The 20425-nt window shown below is 69.9% G+C and carries 23 protein-coding genes and 1 pseudogene; 14 read left to right on the forward strand and 10 right to left on the reverse strand.

Translation table 11 applies throughout. The features are described from left to right. Nucleotides 1-94: 94 nt before the first annotated feature. Nucleotides 95-1459, reverse strand: a complete 1365-nt coding sequence (locus ACRDSQ_RS13225) for a condensation domain-containing protein (RefSeq protein ID WP_431421295.1) — start codon at nucleotides 1457-1459, stop codon at nucleotides 95-97. A 102-nt stretch (nucleotides 1460-1561) separates the two neighbouring features. Then, complete coding sequence (locus ACRDSQ_RS13230) at nucleotides 1562-2305, reverse strand: hypothetical protein (RefSeq protein WP_431421296.1); 744 nt, start codon at nucleotides 2303-2305, stop codon at nucleotides 1562-1564. A 73-nt stretch (nucleotides 2306-2378) separates the two neighbouring features. On the opposite strand from ACRDSQ_RS13230, the gene dinB reads away from it, so the two are divergent. Continuing rightward, on the forward strand, nucleotides 2379-3575 hold the full coding sequence (gene dinB, locus ACRDSQ_RS13235; protein WP_431421298.1) for a DNA polymerase IV: 1197 nt from the start codon (nucleotides 2379-2381) through the stop codon (nucleotides 3573-3575). Nucleotides 3576-3900: 325 nt separating this feature from the next. Beyond that, entirely contained in the window at nucleotides 3901-4329 is a 429-nt protein-coding gene (locus tag ACRDSQ_RS13240; RefSeq protein WP_431421299.1) for a type II toxin-antitoxin system VapC family toxin, read from the forward strand. Between the two features lie 58 nt (nucleotides 4330-4387). Here ACRDSQ_RS13240 and ACRDSQ_RS13245 read toward each other — a convergent pair whose 3' ends face one another. From ACRDSQ_RS13245 to ACRDSQ_RS13260, 4 genes are all read right to left on the reverse strand, one after another. Beyond that, complete coding sequence (locus tag ACRDSQ_RS13245) at nucleotides 4388-6790, reverse strand: immune inhibitor A domain-containing protein (RefSeq protein WP_431421300.1); 2403 nt, start codon at nucleotides 6788-6790, stop codon at nucleotides 4388-4390. Between the two features lie 243 nt (nucleotides 6791-7033). Beyond that, nucleotides 7034-8152 carry a hypothetical protein gene (locus tag ACRDSQ_RS13250; RefSeq protein WP_431421302.1) on the reverse strand — a complete coding sequence of 373 codons (1119 nt, stop codon included), beginning with the start codon at nucleotides 8150-8152 and terminating at the stop codon, nucleotides 7034-7036. Nucleotides 8153-8403: 251 nt separating this feature from the next. Continuing rightward, nucleotides 8404-9666: a pyroglutamyl peptidase gene (locus ACRDSQ_RS13255; RefSeq protein WP_431421303.1), complete on the reverse strand. Its 1263-nt coding sequence runs from the start codon at nucleotides 9664-9666 to the stop codon at nucleotides 8404-8406. Between the two features lie 123 nt (nucleotides 9667-9789). Next, nucleotides 9790-10374, reverse strand: coding sequence for a TetR/AcrR family transcriptional regulator (locus ACRDSQ_RS13260; protein WP_431421305.1), 585 nt, complete (start codon nucleotides 10372-10374; stop codon nucleotides 9790-9792). A 75-nt stretch (nucleotides 10375-10449) separates the two neighbouring features. Between ACRDSQ_RS13260 and ACRDSQ_RS13265 the strand changes: the two genes are divergently transcribed. From ACRDSQ_RS13265 to ACRDSQ_RS13285, 5 genes and pseudogenes are all read left to right on the forward strand, one after another. Further along, entirely contained in the window at nucleotides 10450-10620 is a 171-nt protein-coding gene (locus ACRDSQ_RS13265) for a hypothetical protein (protein WP_431421307.1), read from the forward strand. Next, nucleotides 10617-11123, forward strand: coding sequence for a DUF2269 domain-containing protein (locus ACRDSQ_RS13270; RefSeq protein ID WP_431421308.1), 507 nt, complete (start codon nucleotides 10617-10619; stop codon nucleotides 11121-11123). The genes ACRDSQ_RS13265 and ACRDSQ_RS13270 overlap by 4 nt, the downstream gene beginning before the upstream one ends. A gap of 169 nt (nucleotides 11124-11292) precedes the next feature. Next, complete coding sequence (locus ACRDSQ_RS13275) at nucleotides 11293-11715, forward strand: hypothetical protein (protein ID WP_431421309.1); 423 nt, start codon at nucleotides 11293-11295, stop codon at nucleotides 11713-11715. Between the two features lie 72 nt (nucleotides 11716-11787). After that, nucleotides 11788-12432, forward strand: a pseudogene (locus tag ACRDSQ_RS13280) (sulfite exporter TauE/SafE family protein); the annotation flags it as partial. Between the two features lie 125 nt (nucleotides 12433-12557). After that, a complete protein-coding gene (locus tag ACRDSQ_RS13285; RefSeq protein ID WP_431421322.1) occupies nucleotides 12558-12803 on the forward strand; it encodes a cupredoxin domain-containing protein in 246 nt (81 codons plus the stop codon). Between the two features lie 6 nt (nucleotides 12804-12809). On the opposite strand, the gene ACRDSQ_RS13290 is transcribed toward ACRDSQ_RS13285, so the two are convergent. Continuing rightward, nucleotides 12810-13271 carry a DUF4396 domain-containing protein gene (locus tag ACRDSQ_RS13290; RefSeq protein WP_431421323.1) on the reverse strand — a complete coding sequence of 154 codons (462 nt, stop codon included), beginning with the start codon at nucleotides 13269-13271 and terminating at the stop codon, nucleotides 12810-12812. Nucleotides 13272-13458: 187 nt separating this feature from the next. On the opposite strand from ACRDSQ_RS13290, the gene ACRDSQ_RS13295 reads away from it, so the two are divergent. Together ACRDSQ_RS13295 and ACRDSQ_RS13300 are read left to right on the forward strand one after the other, a co-directional pair. Then, a complete protein-coding gene (locus ACRDSQ_RS13295; RefSeq protein WP_431421311.1) occupies nucleotides 13459-13668 on the forward strand; it encodes a heavy-metal-associated domain-containing protein in 210 nt (69 codons plus the stop codon). A gap of 27 nt (nucleotides 13669-13695) precedes the next feature. After that, nucleotides 13696-14616 (forward strand): hypothetical protein, encoded by a 921-nt coding sequence (locus ACRDSQ_RS13300; protein WP_431421312.1) that lies wholly within the window; start codon nucleotides 13696-13698, stop codon nucleotides 14614-14616. On the opposite strand, the gene ACRDSQ_RS13305 is transcribed toward ACRDSQ_RS13300, so the two are convergent. The 3 genes from ACRDSQ_RS13305 to ACRDSQ_RS13315 all read right to left on the reverse strand — a co-directional run bounded on the left by ACRDSQ_RS13305 (nucleotide 14555) and on the right by ACRDSQ_RS13315 (nucleotide 17059). Beyond that, nucleotides 14555-15151 (reverse strand): hypothetical protein, encoded by a 597-nt coding sequence (locus ACRDSQ_RS13305; protein ID WP_431421313.1) that lies wholly within the window; start codon nucleotides 15149-15151, stop codon nucleotides 14555-14557. The genes ACRDSQ_RS13300 and ACRDSQ_RS13305 overlap by 62 nt on opposite strands. Nucleotides 15152-15177: 26 nt before the next feature. Beyond that, nucleotides 15178-15309: a hypothetical protein gene (locus ACRDSQ_RS13310; RefSeq protein WP_431421314.1), complete on the reverse strand. Its 132-nt coding sequence runs from the start codon at nucleotides 15307-15309 to the stop codon at nucleotides 15178-15180. A 130-nt stretch (nucleotides 15310-15439) separates the two neighbouring features. Next, the gene (locus ACRDSQ_RS13315) at nucleotides 15440-17059 is read right to left on the reverse strand and encodes a LuxR C-terminal-related transcriptional regulator (RefSeq protein ID WP_431421315.1); all 1620 of its coding nucleotides are present in this window, start codon (nucleotides 17057-17059) and stop codon (nucleotides 15440-15442) included. Nucleotides 17060-17184: 125 nt separating this feature from the next. Here ACRDSQ_RS13315 and ACRDSQ_RS13320 point away from each other — a divergent pair, with 125 nt between their 5' ends. The 5 genes from ACRDSQ_RS13320 to ACRDSQ_RS13340 all read left to right on the forward strand — a co-directional run bounded on the left by ACRDSQ_RS13320 (nucleotide 17185) and on the right by ACRDSQ_RS13340 (nucleotide 20002). Further along, on the forward strand, nucleotides 17185-17835 hold the full coding sequence (locus ACRDSQ_RS13320) for a class I SAM-dependent methyltransferase (RefSeq protein ID WP_431421316.1): 651 nt from the start codon (nucleotides 17185-17187) through the stop codon (nucleotides 17833-17835). A gap of 108 nt (nucleotides 17836-17943) precedes the next feature. Further along, entirely contained in the window at nucleotides 17944-18852 is a 909-nt protein-coding gene (locus tag ACRDSQ_RS13325; RefSeq protein ID WP_431421317.1) for a DUF6745 domain-containing protein, read from the forward strand. Continuing rightward, nucleotides 18807-19091, forward strand: coding sequence for a DUF6745 domain-containing protein (locus ACRDSQ_RS13330; RefSeq protein ID WP_431421324.1), 285 nt, complete (start codon nucleotides 18807-18809; stop codon nucleotides 19089-19091). Before ACRDSQ_RS13325 ends, ACRDSQ_RS13330 begins: the two co-directional genes overlap by 46 nt. Nucleotides 19092-19109: 18 nt before the next feature. Continuing rightward, nucleotides 19110-19547: a hypothetical protein gene (locus tag ACRDSQ_RS13335; protein WP_431421319.1), complete on the forward strand. Its 438-nt coding sequence runs from the start codon at nucleotides 19110-19112 to the stop codon at nucleotides 19545-19547. Between the two features lie 59 nt (nucleotides 19548-19606). Continuing rightward, nucleotides 19607-20002 (forward strand): hypothetical protein, encoded by a 396-nt coding sequence (locus ACRDSQ_RS13340; RefSeq protein ID WP_431421320.1) that lies wholly within the window; start codon nucleotides 19607-19609, stop codon nucleotides 20000-20002. Nucleotides 20003-20425 lie beyond the last annotated feature (423 nt).

Raw genomic sequence — 20425 nt, forward strand, 5'->3', positions numbered from 1 at the left:
CGCCCGAATACACCCGGTATGAGTGGCGATCCGTCCGCACCGCCAGGAACCACCCCGATCACGGCTGGCGCGCACCCGCACTGCGAGACAGGCGCTAGAGCGCCGCGTCCGGCTTCGCCACGTGGTCGGCGAGCACCGCGCGCAGGTCGTCGAGCATGGCGAGCATCGTGCTTTCCCGCAGCAGGTTGCTGTTGAACCCGAGGGTGCCCACGAGGTCGCCTTCGGGGGCCACGCCGAGCTGCAGCAGGGCGCCGTCGGGGATGTCGCCGCCGACCTCCTGCGACATCACGCGGCGGCGGAAGGCGCTGTAGCGCAGTTCGCCGGTGGTGGTGTCGGCGACGAACGGCGAGCCGATGACCTGGAACGCCGTGCCCGCGTCGGTGTTCGTCATGACCGACGCCATCAGCTCCGGCGCCTCGGCCATGATCTGTCCGAACGGGATGTCGTGCTTGTACGCCTCCAGGCAGGTGGCGCGGGTCCGCTTGACCACCTCGCGGAAGTTGGCGCAGCCCGAGAGATCCGTGCGCAGCGGCACGAAGTTGAAGAACGAGCCCACGGTGTGGTGGAACCGGGCGTCGCCGCGACCCGCGGTGAACGTCGCCACCGTGATGTCGGTCGACCCCGAAGCCTTGTGCAGCATCACCTTGTACGCGGCCAGCAGCACCATGAACGGCGTGCACCGCAGCTCGCGCGCCAGTGTGGCCACCGGCGCGGTCAGCTCCTTCTCGATCAGGAACCGGTGCCACGACGTGATCTTGGGCAGTCCCTCGGACCGCGGGATGTCCAGGGGCGTCGGCGTGAGCCGCGCGCCCGTGAGCTTCGTCCGCCAGTACGCGCGGGCCGCGTTGACCGCGGGGGAGTCCGCCTTGGCCAGTTCCTTCGCCGAGAACTCCCGGTACTGGGCCATCTCCGGCAGATCGGGCTCCTGCCCGGTCTTGCGGGCGATGTAGAACGCGGCGACATCGCGCATGATCAGCTGCAGCGACCACTCGTCGACCGCGCTGTGGTGGGCGCTGAACACCAGCGCGGAGTCCGTGTCGTCGAACTGGCCCAGGACCGCGCGGATCAGCGGCAACTCGCGTGCGGTGTGCTTGGCGGCCTCGCCGTCGCAGAGCATCTGCTCGACGCGGCGCTCGCGGTCCTCCGGTGCGACGTCACGCAGGTCGAGCACCGTCAGTTCCGGCACGCTGGGCGGGTCGATCCGCTGGTAGCGCTCCTCGCCGTTGTTGACGATCAGCGTCCGCAGCGTCTCGTGCCGGGCCACCAGGTCGCCGAGGGCCGCCCGCAGCGTCTCCACGTCCACCGCGCCGCTCAGCCGCCACCCGGTGACGATGTTGTAGGCGGATCCGAACGGGCCGTTGTCGGTGCCGTCGTCGAAATTGCAGAGGAACTCCTGGTTGAACGACAGCGGGACCCGGTCTGCCTGGTCGCTCGGATGCGCGATTTCGGAGATGCTCATGGCTTCGACAGCCTCCTTCTCAGCGTTCGGCGGCATACTGAAACGAACGGTATCGCCGGGCCTGAGCAGGAAGTTCTCCGTGAATGCCGAATCGGCCGCTGTCTACTTCAGGTCGCGGCCCAGCCGCAGCGCGTCCGAGCTGACCCGCTTCATCTCGTTGCGGTGCGCCTCGGGATCGGGGTCCTTCGCCGCGGTGTCGCTCTCGACGATCACCACGTCGCGTTCGTGCCTGGCCGCGGCGAACCCGCCCCTGCTGAGCCGGTCGAGCCCGGGCGCGGTGGCGGCGCGGTCGCGCACGATGTCGGCGACGCTGCCGGTGTCGTCCTTGCGCACCAGTTCGAACAGGGCCGTGGCGTCCGCGTCGGACCGCATGCGCACGACGGCGATGGAACTGTAGGCGATCCGGCCGTCGCTCAGGGTCGTGGTGAACAGGGCCCGGGTCAGTTGCTGGCAGACGGTCGTGGCCAGGAAGCGCTTGGTCTGGCCGTAGGCGTGGTCCGCGCAGTCGCTGTCGAGGACGGCGGCCGCGGGCTGGGCCGCGCGGGTGAAGGTGAACTCATGCTGGGCGACGGGCGCGGGCGGCGCGGGCTCGGTGTCGATCAGCGCCCAGACACCGAGGCCGACCAGGGCGGCGACGACCACGGCGGCGGCGATCTTGACGACCGTGGCGCTGCTCGGGCCGCTGCGTTGGGGCGGTGGCGCCGGTGGTTCCTCGCGGCGCAATGACTCCGGCAGCACGTCGGGCAGTGCGCTCAGGATCAGCGAAGGGGTGCGTGAGTCATCGAGGGGGCGGGGCGGGAACGTCGGCGTCGCCCGGCGCCCGGATGAGGATTCGGGGAATGACACCACCCCAACCTATCGGCAATAGGTGTGTGTGGACTGTGATCTATTCGAGATTGTCGGGCGAGCATGCGAACATATGTTCGTGTCGAGCCGCGCGACGATCCTCCATGCCGACCTGGACGCGTTCTACGCGTCGGTCGAGCAGCGTGACAAGCCGTGGCTGCGCGGTCGCCCGGTGATCGTCGGCGGCGGGGTGGTGCTGGCGGCCAGCTACGAGGCGAAGGCCTTCGGCATCCGCACCGCCATGGGCGGCGCCGAAGCGCGGCGGCTGTGCCCGCGGGCCATCGTGGTGCCGCCGCGCATGTCGGCGTACTCCGAGGCGAGCAAGGCGGTCTTCGAGGTCTTCCGGGACACGACGCCGCTGGTCGAGGGCATCTCCATCGACGAGGCCTTCCTCGACGTCGCCGGCCTCTGGCGGATCGCGGGCACACCCGCCGAGATCGCCACCCGCTTGCGCGCCGACGTCCTGCGCCGGGTCGGCCTGCCGATCACCGTGGGGGTGGCCCGCACCAAGTTCCTCGCCAAGGTCGCGAGCGCGGTGGCCAAACCGGACGGCCTGCTGGTCGTCGACCCGGAGGGTGAGCCGGCGTTTCTGCACCCGCTGCCGGTCGAGCGGCTGTGGGGCGTGGGCAAGGTGACGGCCCGCAAGCTGCACGAACTGGGCCTGACCACGGTCGGCGAGGTGGCCGATTTATCGGAGTCCGCCCTGATGTCCATTCTCGGCCGCGCCTCCGGCCGACACCTGCACGCGCTGGCCCACAACCGCGACCCGCGCCGCATCCGGGTCGGCGTCCGCCGCCGCTCGATCGGCTCCCAGCGCGCCCTCGGCCGCAGACCGAGAACCCACGCCGACCTCGACGCCACCGTGGTCGCCATCGCCGACCGCCTGGCCAGACGCCTCCGCGACGGCAAACGCGTCTGCCGAACCGTCACCCTGCGCCTCAGGTTCGACGACTACACCAGGGCCACCCGCTCCCACACCCTCGCCCAGGCCACCGACGACACAGCCCAGATCATGGCGGCGGGGAGAACCCTCTTACGCACCGCGATGCCGATGATCCACGATCAAGGAATCACCCTGATCGGCCTGACCCTGGCCAATCTGAGCAAAGACAGCGCGGTGCAACTGGCCTTCTCCTTCGAGGCGTCGGACACCTCGGAACTCGACGTCACCATCGACGGCTTGCGCGACCGATTCGGCTCGGTGGCGGTCACCAGGGCGGTGCTACTCGGCCGAGACCCCGGCGTCTCGGCGCCATTGCTGCCCGACTGACCCGGCCGCCCAGTGGACCTGGCCTCGTTTTGTGGCTACATTTGAGATGGGAGATGTGGCTACAGGAGGTCGGCGTGGAGGTTGGTGTGCGGTCATTGCGCGACGGGCTGAGCCGACACCTGGCGGTGGTGCGTCGCGGCGGTACTGTGACTGTTACCGATCACGGTCAGGTGATCGCCCGAATCGTGCCCGCGGGCGCTCCGACGGCGTTGGAGCGACTCGTCGCGGAAGGCAGAGTGCAACGCGCGAAGCGCCCTAAGCGCGCCGCTCCGAAACCGGTGCCCGCCGAAGGTCTCGTGAGTGACCTTGTCGCAGAGCAGCGCCGTTGATCGTCTATTTCGACACGTCAGCGTTTGTCCCGTTGTTGGTCGCCGAGCCGAGCAGTGAATTCTGCGGCAGGCTCTGGGACGAGGCGGACACGGTAGTCACCAGTCGATTGCTTCATGTGGAGACCGCCGCGGCTCTGGCCCAAGCGTTGCGACTCGACCGTCTGACCGTCCGAAGCCATCAGTCAGCATTGCGTGGATTGCGGCGGCTGTGGGCGGAGATGGACCTCGTCGAGGCCGACGAGGATGTCGTTGGCCGGGCCGCTGAGCTTGCCCACTCGTGTTCGTTGCGCGGTTATGACGCTTTGCATTGCGCGTCCGCCGAGCGGCTCGACGGCAGCGATCTGGTAGTGGCCAGCGGCGACCGCAAGTTGCTGGACGCTTGCGGGTCGATCGGACTGACTACAGCGGATGTCAACAGGCAGTAGTCCTGGCAAACGAAACCGGGGCCCGCTCGAAAGCGGACCCCGGCTCAAGAGAACCAACCTACTTCGTCGGGAACACCCGCACGGTCATCGTGCTGTCCTGCTGCGAAAGCACCCGAATACCCACACCCACCGCGGGCAGCTTGACGCCCGCCGTCGGCTGCCGCGGCGACCAGAACGGGCGCCGGTCGTCGAACAGCGGCTGGGCCGCCTTGCCGCGCACGTAGCTCGGCTTGCCCTGTGCGTACAGGGTGAACGAGTCGGACTTCTGCAGCGAGAACGGCGCGTCGTAGCCCGCCACGCGGGGACGCCAGGCGGCGCCCTGCAGGTTGTAGATCGGGTCCGGGTTGGCGTCGACGACCAGCATCAGGCCCTCACCGGGGTGCGCGCTGGTGTTGTTGTCGACCTGCGAAGTGTCCCAGTAGGACACGAGCAGACCGTTCTGGTACGGGAACCGGGTCGCCCAGTTGGGCTTGTCGGTGTGGCCGTAGTCGTACGGGCCGACCCGCAGGTAGCGGTCGTACGAGGTGTACGCCCGGTAGCTTGCGATGTAGAAGTTGTCGTAGAACTTCGATTCCTTGCCGGTGGTGACCCGGAAACCGTTGGCGGTCCAGCCGTTGTCGCCTGCCTCCGCGCCGTCGGCGAAGATCTCCGCGCCGTCGGCGGTGATGGAGATCTGGTCGGCGCGGAAGCCGTCCATGATCAGGCCGCCGTCGGTCTGGTAGCGGAACCGCAGCTGCGCGGTCTTGCCCGCCAGGGAGTTCAGCGGCACCGACACGTCGACCCAGCGGCCGCCGGTGACGTTGGTGATGGCCGGCTGGCCGACCGCGCTGCGGGTGAACGGCTTGCCGTCGGCGACGCCGTCGAGCGCCGTCCAGCTGGCTCCGCCGTCGACCGAGGCCTCGACGTAGAGGAAGTCGCAGTCGCAGTCCTCGATGTCGTAGAGCGCCTTGAGCTTGAGCTCCGCGGCCGACTTGCCGGTCAGGTCGACCGTGCGGGTCAGGGTGTTCGACAGGTTGTCGCCGCGCTCGCTCCACCACATGTTGGCGCCCTCGGTCGGGGTGCCCAGCAGCGTGGTCTTCTCCTTGTCCGGCAGCACAACGACCAGACCCTGTGCGTCGTTGGTGTTGTAGGCGTGCGGGCCGAGCTTGAGCTTGGTGTCCTGGCCCGCGACCACGGTCTCGTAGTCCAGCCAGCCCAGCTGCAGCTTGTCCCAGGCGGAGAAGTCGTTGGCGCGCAAGCCGATCGGCTCGTTGGTGGCCGAGACGCGGCTCTGCGCCATCAGCGACCACCAGTTGACGCCGTTCTCCTTGCCGCCGCCGGGGCCGACCGTGTCGTAGTGGTCGGGCAGGCCGAGGTCGTGGCCGTACTCGTGCGCGAACACGCCGAGGCCGCCGTTCTCCGGCTGCATCGTGTAGTCGCCGACCCACAGGCCGGTGTCACCGATCTGGGTGCCGCCCAGCGGGTTGCCCGCGGGGCCGCTGGTGGTGCTGAAGAACGCGTACCAGCGGTGCGCCCAGATGGCGTCCTCGCCCTGCGCGGGGTCCGCGTCGGACTGGTCGCCGCCGGCGTGCACGATCTGGAAGTGGTCGATGTAGCCGTCGCGCTCGTTGAAGTCGCCGTCGTGGTCGTGGTCGTAGCGGTCCCACGTGTCGAACTCGGCGAGTTCGGTGCGGATCTGCACGGGGGTGGCGCCCGCGGCCTGGCGGTCGGCGACCCACTGGGTCACCGCGTCGGACACCAGGTTCCAGCTGTTGCCGCAGATCCGGCCGCCGCACGGGAAGCCGTTGGAGCGGCCGTAGCGGGCCTCGTTGTACTTGACCTTGACCCAGTCGGTGACGGTGCCGTCGACCGAGTACCGGCCGGAGGACTGCCGCTCATAGAAGTTCTTGACCGACTCGACGCCCTCGGCGTGCGAGAAATAGAGGTCCTGGAAGTGCTCGCGCGAGTAATCGGGCTGCCAGATCGTCTTGTTGTCCACCGCGCGGTTGGGCTCGGCGATCTGGTTGTGCCGCGGCCCGTCGAAACGCGTGGGGCCCGCGGTGTTCGGGTCGGTGTCCTTGTCCGGGAAGTCCGGGTGGCGCTCGTCGCCGAATTCGGCGAGAACGACGAAGATCTTGTCCGTCTTCTCGCGGGCCAGTTCGACGTACTGGGCCGGGGTCTCGACCTGCGTGGTCGTCCGACCAGCCGTCCGGTTGATTTTGGTGGAGCCGTCGCTGACCTTGACGACCGTGCTGGCACCACGCTTCTCAGCGGTGGCCTCGCCCTTGAGGACCTTGGTCAGGCCCTCCTGGCGCATGGCCCTGCGCTTGCTCTCCGCGGGGGAGACCAGCTCGTCCGGCGCGTTCTCGACCGCCGCGGCCGGGCCCGCGGCGGGCGCGGGCGCCGCGGTCGCCGAAGTCACCCCCGGCATGAAACTGATTCCCGCGACCGCCGCGACCGCGACGACCATTCTGCGACGCACGCGTCCTCCTGATTGGCTTCAAACAACGTTTGTAGAAGCCGCAACGTAGGCGAGAACGCATGGGTCGGTTATTACGAATTGAATACGTGCAGGGGTTTCGGGCCATATCAATCACCTATAGCTTCGAGTGATGGACCGAATAGCGTAGTACGAATGTCGGAAATCGATTCCGGTGCTGATCCGAATCGGCGAACGCGACTGGTTCGCACAATTCGGACATGGCCGATTCCAGCCGTGGCGTGATTACCGGCCGATGATGTCGCCTTCGCCGACCCGCCACAGGGACTGGTGCTCGGCGTCCGGGCCGGCCAACACGAACAGGGCGTCGCCGATGGTCGCCGCGGCGGTCACCACACCGGTCGGGCCTTGCGCGGACAGCACCGTCCAGCTCCCGCTGTCCGCCCGGGCGATCTTGACCTGCCCGCCGTCGGACACGACTTGGACCACACGCAGCCCGATTTCCACGGGCGCGGGCAGTGGGTCTTTGTCGCCGACCGCGATCGGGGGAGCCCCGGGCACGCGTGTCCAGGTCCCGTCGATCAGCCGCCACACGGCGAGCTTCCCGTCGACCTGGCCCGCGACCGCGCACGTGCTTGCCTGGCAGGCCAAGGAGATCGCGCTCGCCGTGGCACCCGTGTCGGGCAGTGTGGTCTTGGTCCACCCGTCGACACCGGACGTCGAACGCCACACCACCGGCGTCAGCCGGTCGTCGGCGAGTTGCCAGCCCGCCACGAGAACACCCTGGCCCAGCGCGGAAGCCGCCATCGGGAAGCCCAGTGCCGCCTGGGTGCTCTCCAGGGCCGTCCCCGCCGAACTCCGCCGCGTCCACGTGTCGCCCTCGGCCGTCCACGTCGCGACGTCGAGCCCGACCTGCTCGCTGTTCCACGAGCCGACAAGCGCGGGTCCGGCGGGCGTGATCACCGCCGCGGTCAGGTCTCCCGCGCCGTAGCCGCCGAAAGTGCTGAAACCCTGCGGCTTCTCGACGACACCGGACGCGGACCCGTCCCACACGCTCCACCGCACATTGCCGTGCGCCCCACCGCGTTCGCCGCCGACCGCCACGATCCGGCCCCCGTCGACGTCGATCGACTTCCAGGTCGCCAGCAGGCCGTACGGGCTGGCTCCGCGAACGGGAATCTCGGTGAGCGCGCCGTCCGCGGTCCGGCGCAGCAGACCCGGCTTGGTCGCCTGGTCGTCCCGGCGCACTCCGATCACCAGCGCGTCGCCGTCCACGGTGAGCGCGATCGGCGTGGCGGACAGGTCGACCTTGGTGAACACGACCGTCTTCGCCTGCGCGGGCGACGAGCACCCCCCGAAGAGCAGAGCCGAGATCATCACGAGTCGCGCCGCGCGTCCGCCCATGTCCGGCAGTATCCCGGTTCCGGCCGGCGAATCAAGCGATCATGGGATGGTGGACCGTATGCGGGAACCCTTGTCCATCGCCGTGGCCCAGCCGCGCTACGTCGCCCGCGACGTCGAAGCCAACGCCGCCATCCACGCGCGGTCGTGGCCACGTCGGACACCAGGGTCGTCGACTTCCCGGAACTCTCGCTGCCGCGCATATCGCGACTCTGGCCGTCGATGGGACCGGCGCCGATCCGCGAGAGTCGAGGTTAATCCCGCGGAGGCGGCACCGCGGCGGTTACCAGTGCCCGGGTTTGGTCGATGATGTCCAGCCGGTTCTGTTCGAACACCGGGTCGCTGATCTCCGTGGTGTTTCCCGGGCCGAACACGAGCACCGGCGTGTGCAGGTGCCCGCCGGGCATCCGCAGGCCGAGGGCGTCGCGCAGCAGAGTCGTGCGGTACGCGATCTCGTTGGACAGGTAGTTGCCGCCGCTGCCCGCTCGGGCGACCGAACCCGGGGTCGGGCCGTTCGGCTGGAAGACCGGGGCGGTCTCGCCCGCCGGGATCTCGGTCACGCTCGGGTTGATGTGCACGGGGAACCGCCCGGGCGGCGCCGCGGCCATGTCGGCGGCGGGCAGTGTGCTCGGCACGAACTCCGGCGCGGGCGTCACGGTCGGCACGTGCGCGGGGACCGGGACGACGCCGGTGTAGGAGATGTTGTCGTTGTCGGGGAATCCGCCCCGCCAGCGGCCGTTGTAGCCCTCGATGTCGAACCGGCCCGGCCTGCCCTGGCTCACGGTGACGAACATGTCCGCCCGCGCCGGGCCTTCTTGCAGGTGGGGCAGGAACGTGTCCTCCACCGTGCCCTGCTCGAATGGCCGCCACAGCACCGGGAAGATCGCCGTCTCGATCCGGGCGGGGCCGTTCGGCGTGCGCACGATGGTGCCGTCCAGGGCCAGCGCGGCGGCGCCGGATGGGTTGCTGCGGCGGATGTCCGCGTCGAGGATGAACGGGTCGAACCCGCTGACGACGATCCGCCGGATCCCGTCGCCCGCAGGCAGCCGCAGCGTGTCCTGTCCGCGGGAGGCTCGGTCGAACCTCAGGATCAGCGCCGCACGTTCGCTCGCGTCGAGGCCGCCCGCCGGTGTCCACTGGCGCAGCAGGCTGGTGAACCGCAGGCGCGCCCAGTAGAGCGGGCGGTCGTCGGTGACGGACAGGCCGTCGGTCGGCACGGGGGACTGCGCCCTGGCCACGGCGGCGTTCCACAGCGTCTTCCCGCTCGCCGAGGCCAGCACGGTCGCCGACGGCGCGCCCGGGAGCGCGCACAGCGCGGCGCTGAAGGTCGTCGCGTACCGGTCGAAACCGCTGCGGCGCAAGATGTCCTGCGGGATCGGCCGGGTCAGCCGGTTCTCCTCGACGGTCAACGGGACGGTCGGGTCGTAGCAGTCACGCCGGTCCTCGGCGACCGCCAGTGGCGCGCCCGCCAGCAGTGCCGCGATCACGACGGCCCCGGCCAACACCTTGCTGATCACATCTTCCCCCAAACAGGTCGAGGAGTCGGCGCCGCGCCGAACCGTCAACCATCCTGGTGGAGGAATCCGGGTCGTCCCCTATAGCGAGTTGGGTATCAATCGCCGCTATACCGAGAATAGGGGTCAGCGTCGCCGCAGCGCGTCGAGCGTGACCGCGACCAGTCGGCGCGCCGCAGCCTTCGTGGGCGCCTCGGTCGCGGCGTCGAGGGCGTGCAGGCAGAACGACGCGAGTTCGTCGGGGGAGACGTCCTCCCGCACGCTCCCGTGCGCGGCGCGCAGCAGGTCGGCGATCATGGCCCGCAGCTGGGCGTGGCCGCTCGCGACCCGCGCGCCCGCGTGCAGGAACTCCGCGAACTCGGCGCCGTGCGGGTGGCGGCCGTGCAGCGACCGGTGGTGGTTGATCACGGCGTAGGCGTCGAGGACCGCGGCGAGCCGGTCGCCCGGGTTTTCGCCCGCCCCGTCGCGGATGGCCGCCAGGTGCGCCAGGTGGTCGGCGACCTGCCGTTCGTGCCAGGCGAGCACGATCGATTCGACGCTCGGGAAGTACTTGTACAGCGTGGCCCGGCCGATCCCGGTCTCCTTGGCGACCCGCGACATCGTCACGCCCGCCAAGCCGTGCCTCGCCACCAACGCGGCCGTGGTGTCCAGCGTCGCGTCGCGCACCGTGCGGCGGTGCTCCTCGATCGTCTCGCTCCACAGTTTCGGCACTTGGTCATCATACGTTTCGCCGCTGCCGATACAAGATGACTTGACAGCGACAGAGTGTCTCGCAAAACTTGGACCATGGCACACGAACCGGATGACCACCCGCCGGGCGTCCCGCGCTGGGTGAAGGTCTCGCTCATCGCGGTGGGCGCCCTCATCGCGCTGCTGGTCATCCTCATGGCGACGGGAGTCCTCGGCGGCGACCACGGGCCCGGCAGACACGTCTCCAGCGCGGCGGTGCTCGGATGAGGATGGGCCAGCGGACGCGGAAGTTCGCGCTCACCCTGCACGTCGTCGCGTCGGTCGGGTGGCTGGGCGCGGTCGCGGCCTACCTGGTGCTCGCCATCGCGGCCCTGCGCAGCGAGGACGCAGCCTTGGTGCGCGGCGCGTATCCGCTGATGGAGCTGGTGATGTGGGTGGCCGTGGTGCCGTTGAGCCTTGGCTCGCTGCTCACGGGCTTGGTGTCGGCGCTGGGCGGGCCGTGGGGGCTGGTGCGGCACTACTGGGTGCTGTTCAAACTGGTGCTCAACCTCGTCGCCACCACCCTGCTTTTGCTGTACACCAGGTCAATCGGCCACTTCGCCGACCTCGCGCCGACTGTGCCGGATATCGGTGTCCTCCGCGATTCCACCCACGTCCTGCACTCGGTGCTCGCGTTGCTGGTGCTGCTCGCCGCGACCGTGCTGGCCGTGTTCAAGCCCCGCGGCGTAACCGGCCGGGGGGCTCGTGCGGAGTGCCCCCGCAGCCACTGACTGTGGCGGCGAGAGCGATCACGGCGAAGGTAATCCCGACTTTGCTCATGTCCGCACTCCAAGACCGCGCTGCCAGCGACGTTGATCGAATTGTCGCCGCTCACCGGGCCCGCGCTTTGGGAACGATGGGCGGTTCCATCGACGACCCGCACGCCCGTACCCTGGCGGGGTGTCCGCGGCGAAGATCAATCGAGCCCGGCGAGTGTCACTCGCCGGGCTGATGGTCGCCCTCCTGCTCGCCGCCGTGGCAACCCTGGGCTTGCACTGCACAGCGGGCGCCGCCGAGACAGCGACCCCCCTCGCGACGGCGGACGTCGGCGGACACGCCGCCCACCGCGGCGGTAGCGCACCGATGGCACACCACCCGATCACCGATCCGGGTATCCACCCCGGTTCACCTGCGGAGTCAGGCTTACGCGGGCTCATCGCCCTCTGTGTCTCCGTGGCGGTCGCCGTCCTCCTGGCGATGGTCCGCCTGGGCAGGCCCAACGCCGTCGAGGTCCGGGCCCCGGCGGGCAGGCTCCCGGCCGCGCTGCGGCGGCTCGCGTGGCCCAGTCCTGATCCGGTTCGCCTCTGCGTGCTGCGGACGTAGAAGAGGTCCGTCCGAAACCCCTGTTCGGACCGCCGACCTCGACTCTCCGCACGCACTCGAAAGGCACTTTCCGTGGACCTTCTCGCTGTACTCCTCACCGGCCTGCTGGCAGGCGGGATCTCCTGCGCCGCCGTCCAAGGCGGCCTCCTCGCCGGACTTGTCTCCCGGCAGCGCCCCGACGACCAAGCCCCACCCGCGGGCCAGACCGCCCTCGCCCGCCTCGGTGACGACCTCACTCCTGTCGGCGGCTTCATGGCGGGCAAACTGCTCTCCCACACCCTGCTCGGCGCCCTGCTCGGCGCGGTCGGCGGTGCTGTCCAGCTCTCGCTCGGCGCCCGGATCACCCTGCAGTTCGTCGCCGGCGCCCTGATCATCGTCTTCGGGCTCGCCCAGCTCGGGGTGCCCGGGTTCCGGCGCATCGTCATCATGCCGCCGCTGCCCTGGATGCGCATGGTCCGCAACCAGTCCCGCTCGCAGGCCGCCTTCGCGCCCGCGGTCCTCGGGTTCGCCACCGTCGTCATCCCGTGCGGGGTGACGCTCTCGGTCGAGGCACTGGCCCTCGCTTCCGGCTCGGCACTGGCGGGTGCCGCGACGATGGCCGTCTTCGTGCTCGGCACCGGCCCGCTGTTCGCCGTCCTCGGCTACGCCGCCCGCAAGGCGGCCACCGCCTGGCGCGGCAGGCTGGCCATCGCCACCGGGGTCGTGCTGCTGCTGACCGGCCTGTACACCGTCAACGGCGGGCTGGAACTGGCCGGGTCGCCGCTGGCCGCGAGCAGGCTGATGAGCGCCGAAGTCGACCAGACGCGACCACCATCGAAGCGGGCACCCAGGTCGTCGAGATCATCGCCGTCACCGGCGCCTACCGCCCGCCCAACGTCGCCGCGCGGGCGGGCCTCCCGACGACCCTGCTGGTGCGTTCGCAGAACGCGAAGGGCTGCGTCCGGGCGCTGGTGGTGCCCTCGCGCGGCATCGAGCAGACGCTGCCGGTGACCGGCGAGACCCGCATCGACCTCGGTGTTCTCGAACCCGGCACCCTGGAGTACTCGTGCTCGATGGGGATGTACACCGGGGTCATCACCGTCACCTGAGCACGCTCAGTGGTAGGCGTGCACCACGGCGTGGCCGAGGCCGCGGCCGATCATCCACCGGTTGATCGGCCAGGTCACGACGAACGCCACGCCCAGGGCGAACGCGAGCGCGCCCCAGAACAGGAAGCTGCTCAAACCCGCCTCCATGGCACCCGGCACGGCCACCATGATGCCGTTGTCGACCAGCTCCATCACCGCGATGGACAGGGTGTCGGCGGCGAGCGCGACCTTGACGGCCTGCTTGAACGTGACCCCCGCGCGGAGCACGCCGCGCATGGTCAGCGCATAGCCGAAGAAGAAGGCGAGGACGACGGCGAGCGCGATCGTGGCGACGTTTCCCCAGCCCAGCGCGGTGCCGATCACCATGCCTAGCACCTCGCCGATGGCGCAGCCGGTGAGGCAGTGCAGGGTGGCCGACGCGGCCATCCGCCAGGACACGGGGCCGTGGCCCACGGTGCGGTGGTCCATGGCGCTGTGGTCGTGCGAACCCGCGTGCTGATGTTCTTCGCTGGACACCGGAAGCCTCCTGAACTCGTTGTGCATACCCTTGGGGGGTATCCGTAACCTAACACCGTCGCCGATGGACGGCAAGCTTGTCTTCGATACCCCCTAGGGGTATAGTTGCGTCCAGTTCAACCCGAAGGAGAGTGCCCCCATGTCCGAGTCCACCACCTACACCGTGACTGGGATGACCTGTGGCCACTGTGTCCAGTCCGTCCGGGACGAAGTCGGCCGCATCGACGGTGTCACGTCGGTCAAGGTCGACCTTCCGACCGGCGCGGTCACCGTGGAAAGCATCCGCGACCTCGCCGAAGCCGAGGTGCGCGCAGCAGTCGAGGAAGCCGGGTACGAACTCACCGCCTAGACCGGCGGCACGTCAGAAAGCAGAGACATGAAGACTCCAGCGAAGCTCACCGCCTACGGTGCGGCGCTCGTCCTGGTCGCCGCGGGCGCCGGGGCGGTCGGCACCGCTGTCGGTCCCTTCTCCGCCGAGCCCGCCGCGCGGGCCGAGGCGCACGGGGAGACCCACGGCGACACTGTCCCGGCGAGCACGCGGAACGACCTGCCCGAGGGCCTGTCGTCGTCCAGGGGCGGATACACCTCCACGCCCACCCACGCGACGCTGCCCGCGGGTCCCGACCAGCCTTTCTCCTTTCGGATCACCAAAGCCGGGGGACAAGCCGTCACCGCGTTCGACCTCGAGCACGAGAAACGGCTGCACCTCATCGTGGTGCGCCGCGACACCTCGGGCTTCCAGCACGTCCACCCGGAGATGGCCCCGGACGGGACCTGGACGGTGTGGCTGAACTTGGCCGAAGCGGGCAGCTACCGGGCGTTCGCCGACTTCGCGCCCGCCGTTGGTGGAGGGATGACCCTCGGCGTCGATCTCGCCGTGCCCGGCCCGGTCGAGCCGGTCGCCCACCCGGAATCGCGGGTGGCCACAGTGGACGGTTACGAAGTGCGCCTCGCCGGCGAACTGGTGGCGGGCTCGTCCTCGAAGGTGACTCTGTCGGTGACCAAGGACGGCAAGCCGGTAGCCGACCTGCAGCCCTACCTTGGCGCGTATGGGCACGTGGTCGCGCTCCGCGAAGGCGACCTCGCGTACCTGCACGTGCACCCGGAGGGCGCGCCCGGCGACGGCAGGACCCAGCCGGGACCGGAAGTCGTGTTCTTCGCCGAGGTGCCGACCACCGCGACGTACCGCCTGTTCCTCGACTTCCAGCATGAGGGCACGGTGCGCACAGCCGCGTTCACCGTGTCCACTGTGTCCACTGTGTCGACTTCGGACGCGCCCGGCCACGGCCACCCCTGACGCACGAGAGCGGTGCGTCCTCCGGGGCGGCGGCCTGCACCTGGTCGAGGTGCCGGATCGCGGTGTCGCGGGCAATCGCCAGCCAGCTCAGGGCGACCCATGCGTCGGCGGTCAGGTAGGCCATGTCCCCTGCCCGGTCGATGAGCTGGGCCCCGTCCTGCTCCAGCGTCGCCCACCGCCCGCCCGCCGCGTCCAGCCGCAGCTTGGTGCCGGTGGCCAGCATCGAAAGGAACGGCACGTCGGTGTCGGAGAGCAGCTCGCCGCCGGTGGTCAGCAGCTCCCGCGCCCGGTCGTGGTGGCCGCTCCACGCGGCGGCGTCGGCGAGGTTGATGTGGGCTCGGGCGAGCTGCCTGCGGATCTTGACCGACCGGGCGGGCGTGGGCAGTCGCTCCGCGGCCGCCCACGCCGCGGGATCGCCCAGCTGCGCCAGCACCGTCACCTCGTTGGACCGCACCGCCACGAGCCGCTCGTCGTCGATCTGGGACGAGTCCGCGATCCGCAGCGCCTCGGCGAGCCAGCGCAGGTGGTCGCGCACCGGCCTGGTCCCCGTGCTCGGCAGGGTCAGCGCCGCATAGCCGCGGGCGGCCAGGGCGGGCCTGCTGTCCAGGTCGTGCAGGCCATCTCGATCTCGCCTTGGGCGTCCTCGGCCCGGCCGACCTGGTTCATCGGCAGCAAGCCCAGATTGAGGCGCACCTCCCCACGCGACCGAACATTACGTGGGAAATCGCGATTTCGGAAAGCGGAAATTTCCGATGTCAGCCCAATAGGAAGAGACATAAATGGCGTGAATGCGGGGTTTCCGCGTCAAGGCCGACCGCCGCGATCAACGCCGCCGAACGACCCAGGCGGCGATCTGGGCGCGGCTGGTGAACCCGAGCTTCGTCAGGATGTTCCCCACATGCGTGTCGGCGGTCCGCCGGGCGATCACGAGCTTCGCCGCGATGTCGTTGTTGCTCATCCCCTCGGCGACCAACTTCGCGATCTCCGCTTCCCGCTGTGTCAGCGGGGATTCCTCGGCCGGAGCGGGAACAGCCGTGGTGCCCAGAGCGAACCGCCGCCGCTCAGCGGCGGACATCGCCCGTCCTGCCGCGAACGTCTTGTCGAAGCCAGAACCGAGCGCCTTGCGGGCGGAGGCCTCGTGGACCCGGTGCGGCAGTGAGACCGCGGCGTCCGCCGAGGTCCCAAGATCGGCCCACAGTCGCGCCGCGGCACCGAACAGCGTCGCCGCCCGGGTGTGGTCGCCCTGCCGGTCGGCCACCCAGGCCATGCTTTCCAGGTGGAAGGTCTCGCCGAACGTGTTGTCCATGACCAGGTCGGCCGCCAGCCCGTCCCTGGCCGCTTCCGCCGCCCGCTCCACGTCGCCGAAGTCGACCTCGACCATCGTCACGCCGAACATCGCCATGGCCCGGTGGAACTGCTCGCCGTGCGACTCGCAGAGGTCGACCATCCGCTTGAGCGCGGCGCGGGCGCCCTCGATGTCGCCCCCGTACGCGACCGCGACGCCTTGGATGAACAGCGGGTGCAGCTCCCGGCGGACCTCGCCGAGTTCGCGGAAGCCCGTGGCGGCGGCGGTGGCGAGTTCGGCGGTGCGCGGATCCAGTGAGATCAGCGCCTCCAGGCTGCGCACGTATCGCAGGTAGGTCACCAGGAACTTGTCGTCGCCCGCAAGCTTCTCGGCCTCGGCCAGCCGCGCGGCTGCAGTGTCCATATCGGACTGCCACAGCGCGTGCAGCGCGGCCACGCCCAGCGCGAACGTGCGGTCGGGGTGATCCTCAGGGGTCGCCGCCAGGGACCGGTCCAGCCACATCCGCGCCTCGGTGGTGAGTCCGCGCAGGCTCCAGTACTCGTCGAGCCGCGCCGCCATCCGCAGCGCGACCCCGGCTTCCCCCGGCTCGGTGAGGCAGAAGTCCAGCGCGGCCCGCAGGTTGGCGTGGTCGCGCTGCAGCCGCGACACCCAGACGAGCTGCTCGTGGCTCGCCCACTGGGCGTCGGCCCGGGCGGTCAGCCGGTCGAACCAGTCACGGTGTCGCCGCGCCACCCACCGCCGGTCGCGGGACTCGGCCAGCCTCTCCTGCCCGTATTCGCGCAGCGTCTCCAACAGGTGCTCGCAGTTGTCCAGCACGAGCAGCAGCGACCGGTCCCGCAGGTGGTCGACCACGGTGGACGTGACCAGCCTGGCGGACCGGTCGCCAAGCCCGAGCCGATCGGCCACCACGTTCGCCACGAGCCCGGCGTCACGCAGATCGGCCAGCCCGACGAACACGACACCGTCGCGAAACGCCCGCGCGGAGTCCCGCATGACCCGACTCCCCAGCCGCGTCTTGCCCACACCGCCGGGGCCGGTCAGCGTGAGCACCCGCCCGGGCGTCAACAGCCGCCGGGCCTGCGCGCCTTCCTGTCGCCTGCCGATGTAACTGGTCAGCTCGATGGGCAGTGTCCACACCTCACCGGACGCGGGGTCGAGAGCCGCCCAAATCTAGCCGACCGGCCAAGTCGATCGCTCGTTCGAACCATCGCCGATGATCAGGACCTGGGTCATGGTCACCATTGTTGCCTAGATTGGTCGACATGACCGACGCCCAGCGCACCCGCCGGAGCTACGACCTCGTCGCCGACCGCTACGCCGACGAACTCGGCGACGAGCTGCGGCGCAAGCCCCTCGACCGCGCCATGCTGGACGCCTTCGCCGACCTGACCGCCGAGGGTCCCGTCGCCGACATCGGCTGCGGCCCCGCGCACGTCGCCGCCTACCTGGCGCACCGCGGCGTCCCCGTCGTCGGCATGGACCTCTCGCCCGCGATGTGCGCCGCCGCCCGCGGCGTCCCGACGGCCGCCGCCGACATGACCGCGCTGCCTGTCCGCTCCGGGACGCTGGCGGGCCTCGTCTGCCTCTACGCCGTCATCCACCTCGACGCCGACCACCGCGCCGCCGCGTACGCCGAGTTCGCCAGGGTCCTGCGCCCCGGCGGGCACGCGCTGATCGCCTTCCACACCAGCGACGCCGACATCCCCACCGGCGGGTCGAAACACCTCGACGCCTGGTGGGGCCACGAGGTGGACCTGACCTTCCGCTACCTCGACCCAGCCGCCGAGACCGAGGCCCTCGCCGCGGCGGGCCTGCGCATCGTCGCCCGGCTCGACCGCGCTCCGCACGAGGGTGTCGAGCACGCCAGCAACCGCTCTTACCTGTTGGTCGACCACGCCCGCGACCATCGGTAGCCCTGTTCCCCCGCCGTGTTCACCGCGGGTTCAGGGTTGCGCGGTCGAGGCTCGGGCTGAAACCATGACCGGCATGACTGAACGAAAGGGCGCGTTCGCCCTGGCGCTTTGAGCGCCCGCACACGGCGGCGGTACCGCAATGTCCCAGAGAATCCTCGCTCAGCAGTCGAGCTCTGGCAGCTGATAGTCGATCTCCGAACCGAGTGGCTCGGCCACTCGCTGTCCACCGCACGAGCGGATCGCGGCGCCGCTGAGAACGCCATCTCCGGCCTGTACGCCCTGCTTGGCCACGCGCCACCCGAGTTCGTCTGGGTGGGTTCGCCCGCGGCCGCGGCCCGGCTGCTTCCAGAGTCGTCCCCGATGGCCTTCGACGGTCCGCAGCCGCTGGAGAACCGGCTTGCGACACTGGTCGCGGCGATGCGAGAACGCCTGGACCGGCGGATCGGCCGCAACCGGGAGTGGTTCCGGCCGATCGAGCAGGATCCCGTAGCGGCGCTGCGTTCCGGCGTCCCGCTGCGGCGAGTCCTCTCCAGGGAAGTGCATGACACCTTGCGCGGCGTCGTCCGGGGGTCTGTCGCGGGCTTGATACGCCGGACGCTGCCCGAGCGGCTTGGCCTGCTGTGGTGGGGCCAGCACGACACCCACTGGATAGCCCACTACGACGCGCATCGCCGGTTGGCGGGTGTGGACTTCGGCAGCGACACCGCCCAGCTGGAGCTCTGGGCCACCCTCGGCCGCTCTTGTGGCTGGTGGTGGCCCCGCGAGGGTGTCTGCGTGATCGCGGACCGCCCGTCGTCCGTCCACACCGAACCCGAGCTGCGGTTGCACTGCCCGGACGGCCCCGCCGTCACCTTCCGCGACGGCGAGGAAGTCCATGCCTGGCACGGAACCCGAGTCCCCGCCTGGGTGATCGGAACCCCACCGCGGACCGCATCGGCGCCGAACCCAACATCGAAGTCCGCCGCTGCGCCATCGAGCGGCTCGGCTGGGGAACCTACATCGAGCAGGCGGGCCTGACCCTCGTCAGACAGGCCGACGACCCCGGCAACCCCGGCTGCGAACTACGCCTCTACGACCTCCCATGGGGTCCACAGGCGCGACTGCTCCTGGCCATCAACGGCTCCCTCGAACGCGACGGCACCCGCCGTCAGTACGGCCTACGCGTCCCGCCGTGGTTCGACGACCCCATCGACGCCGCGGCTTGGTCCTACGGCCTCACCGGCCCCCAGTACGCCCGGCTCCAGCGCCGGACCTGACCCCTCACAGGTGATCACATGAACCTCGCAGAACTCCTCGACCGCACCAGCCTCGCCGTCCTGGACCACCTGGAACGGGAACTCACCGTCCCGGTGATCGACGGCCTCCAAGCCCAAGGCGACCTGATCGTCATCCCCCTGAACCTGCTCACCACGGTCACCGCACAGCCCTGGGCGCGCTGGAACCCCGTCCCCGCAGGCGGCGTGGAACTGGTCCGTGGCGTCGCGGGCAACAACCCCCACACCCTCGCGGCCGACCCGGGCACGTGTCACTACAACGCCGAAGTCCGAGACCCACTTCGCCTTGGCATCGCGATATTCGAGAACACCGCCCCGGCCTACCTCATCCACCCGGAACACGGTGGCACCGGAATAGCCCCAGGATGCTGGCTCGTCCGCCGCCAACAGGAACGCGGCACCGGCTTCCGCTCCCGCCCAGTCCTGATCGCCGACTGAATTCGCTAAAACAGCAACAGACTTTGCCCCAGTGAGCCGCGGTTGACCACGCCGTCGGTATGCGCACCAAGGAGTCCAGACCCGACGTTCGGTCCGATGTGGACGGACCGGCCCGATGGGCGCTTGCCAGCCTCGCGCTGTCGGCGTTGTTGCCCTCCCTCGGCATCAGCATCGCGAACGTCGCCCTGCCGACGCCGGCGGAGGTCTTCAGCGAGTCCTTCCGGGAAGTCCAGTGGGTCCGCCCACGCGACGGCCAGGATTCGCGCGGCCTGCTCTGGTGTAGGTGGGTACGGGTTCGGTTGCCTCGCGGCCGGTGGCCGGGCGTCGGTGCAGGGGTTGCGGGTCAGCCAGCCCCAGCGGACGGCGCGGCGACATGCTGCGCCGATCAGGAAATGGATTTTGCGGACGGTCGATGGGTGCAGCGGTCGACACGCATGTCCTGGTTCAGCCGGTGAGGTTGCAGTGCTCCCGGCAGCGAAGCAGCCGCGCGTAGCTGTCCTCGAGTACGTCCGGGCCCAGGGCACGGATCGGGATGTGGTCGACCAGCGGCAGAATGTGGGTTCTCGCCAGGCTGGTATACCGCTATCGGTGGATGATCGGGTCGATTCCGGCGTAGACCCGGACCCTCCAGGATCCGCTCGGCAACCGCTCCACACAGCCACGCGGTCCGTCCTGCCGCGAGCGGCCCATCGTCATCGGGCTCAAGACGGTCATGTCACGACTCATTCCTCGGACTCCTCTCATCAGAGGCCGTAGGACACACGCCCGCGCAACGAAAATGACGGTCCACCAGCGGATTCTCACCGCAAGTAGACCGCCATGTCGCTGTGCCCAGCAACCGGCAGATGAAAGACCTCCCGATCAGCCGCAACGCCTGG

It is taken from the genome of Actinokineospora sp. (assembly GCF_050699995.1).
In the GTDB taxonomy this organism is placed as follows: Bacteria; Actinomycetota; Actinomycetes; order Mycobacteriales; family Pseudonocardiaceae; genus Actinokineospora.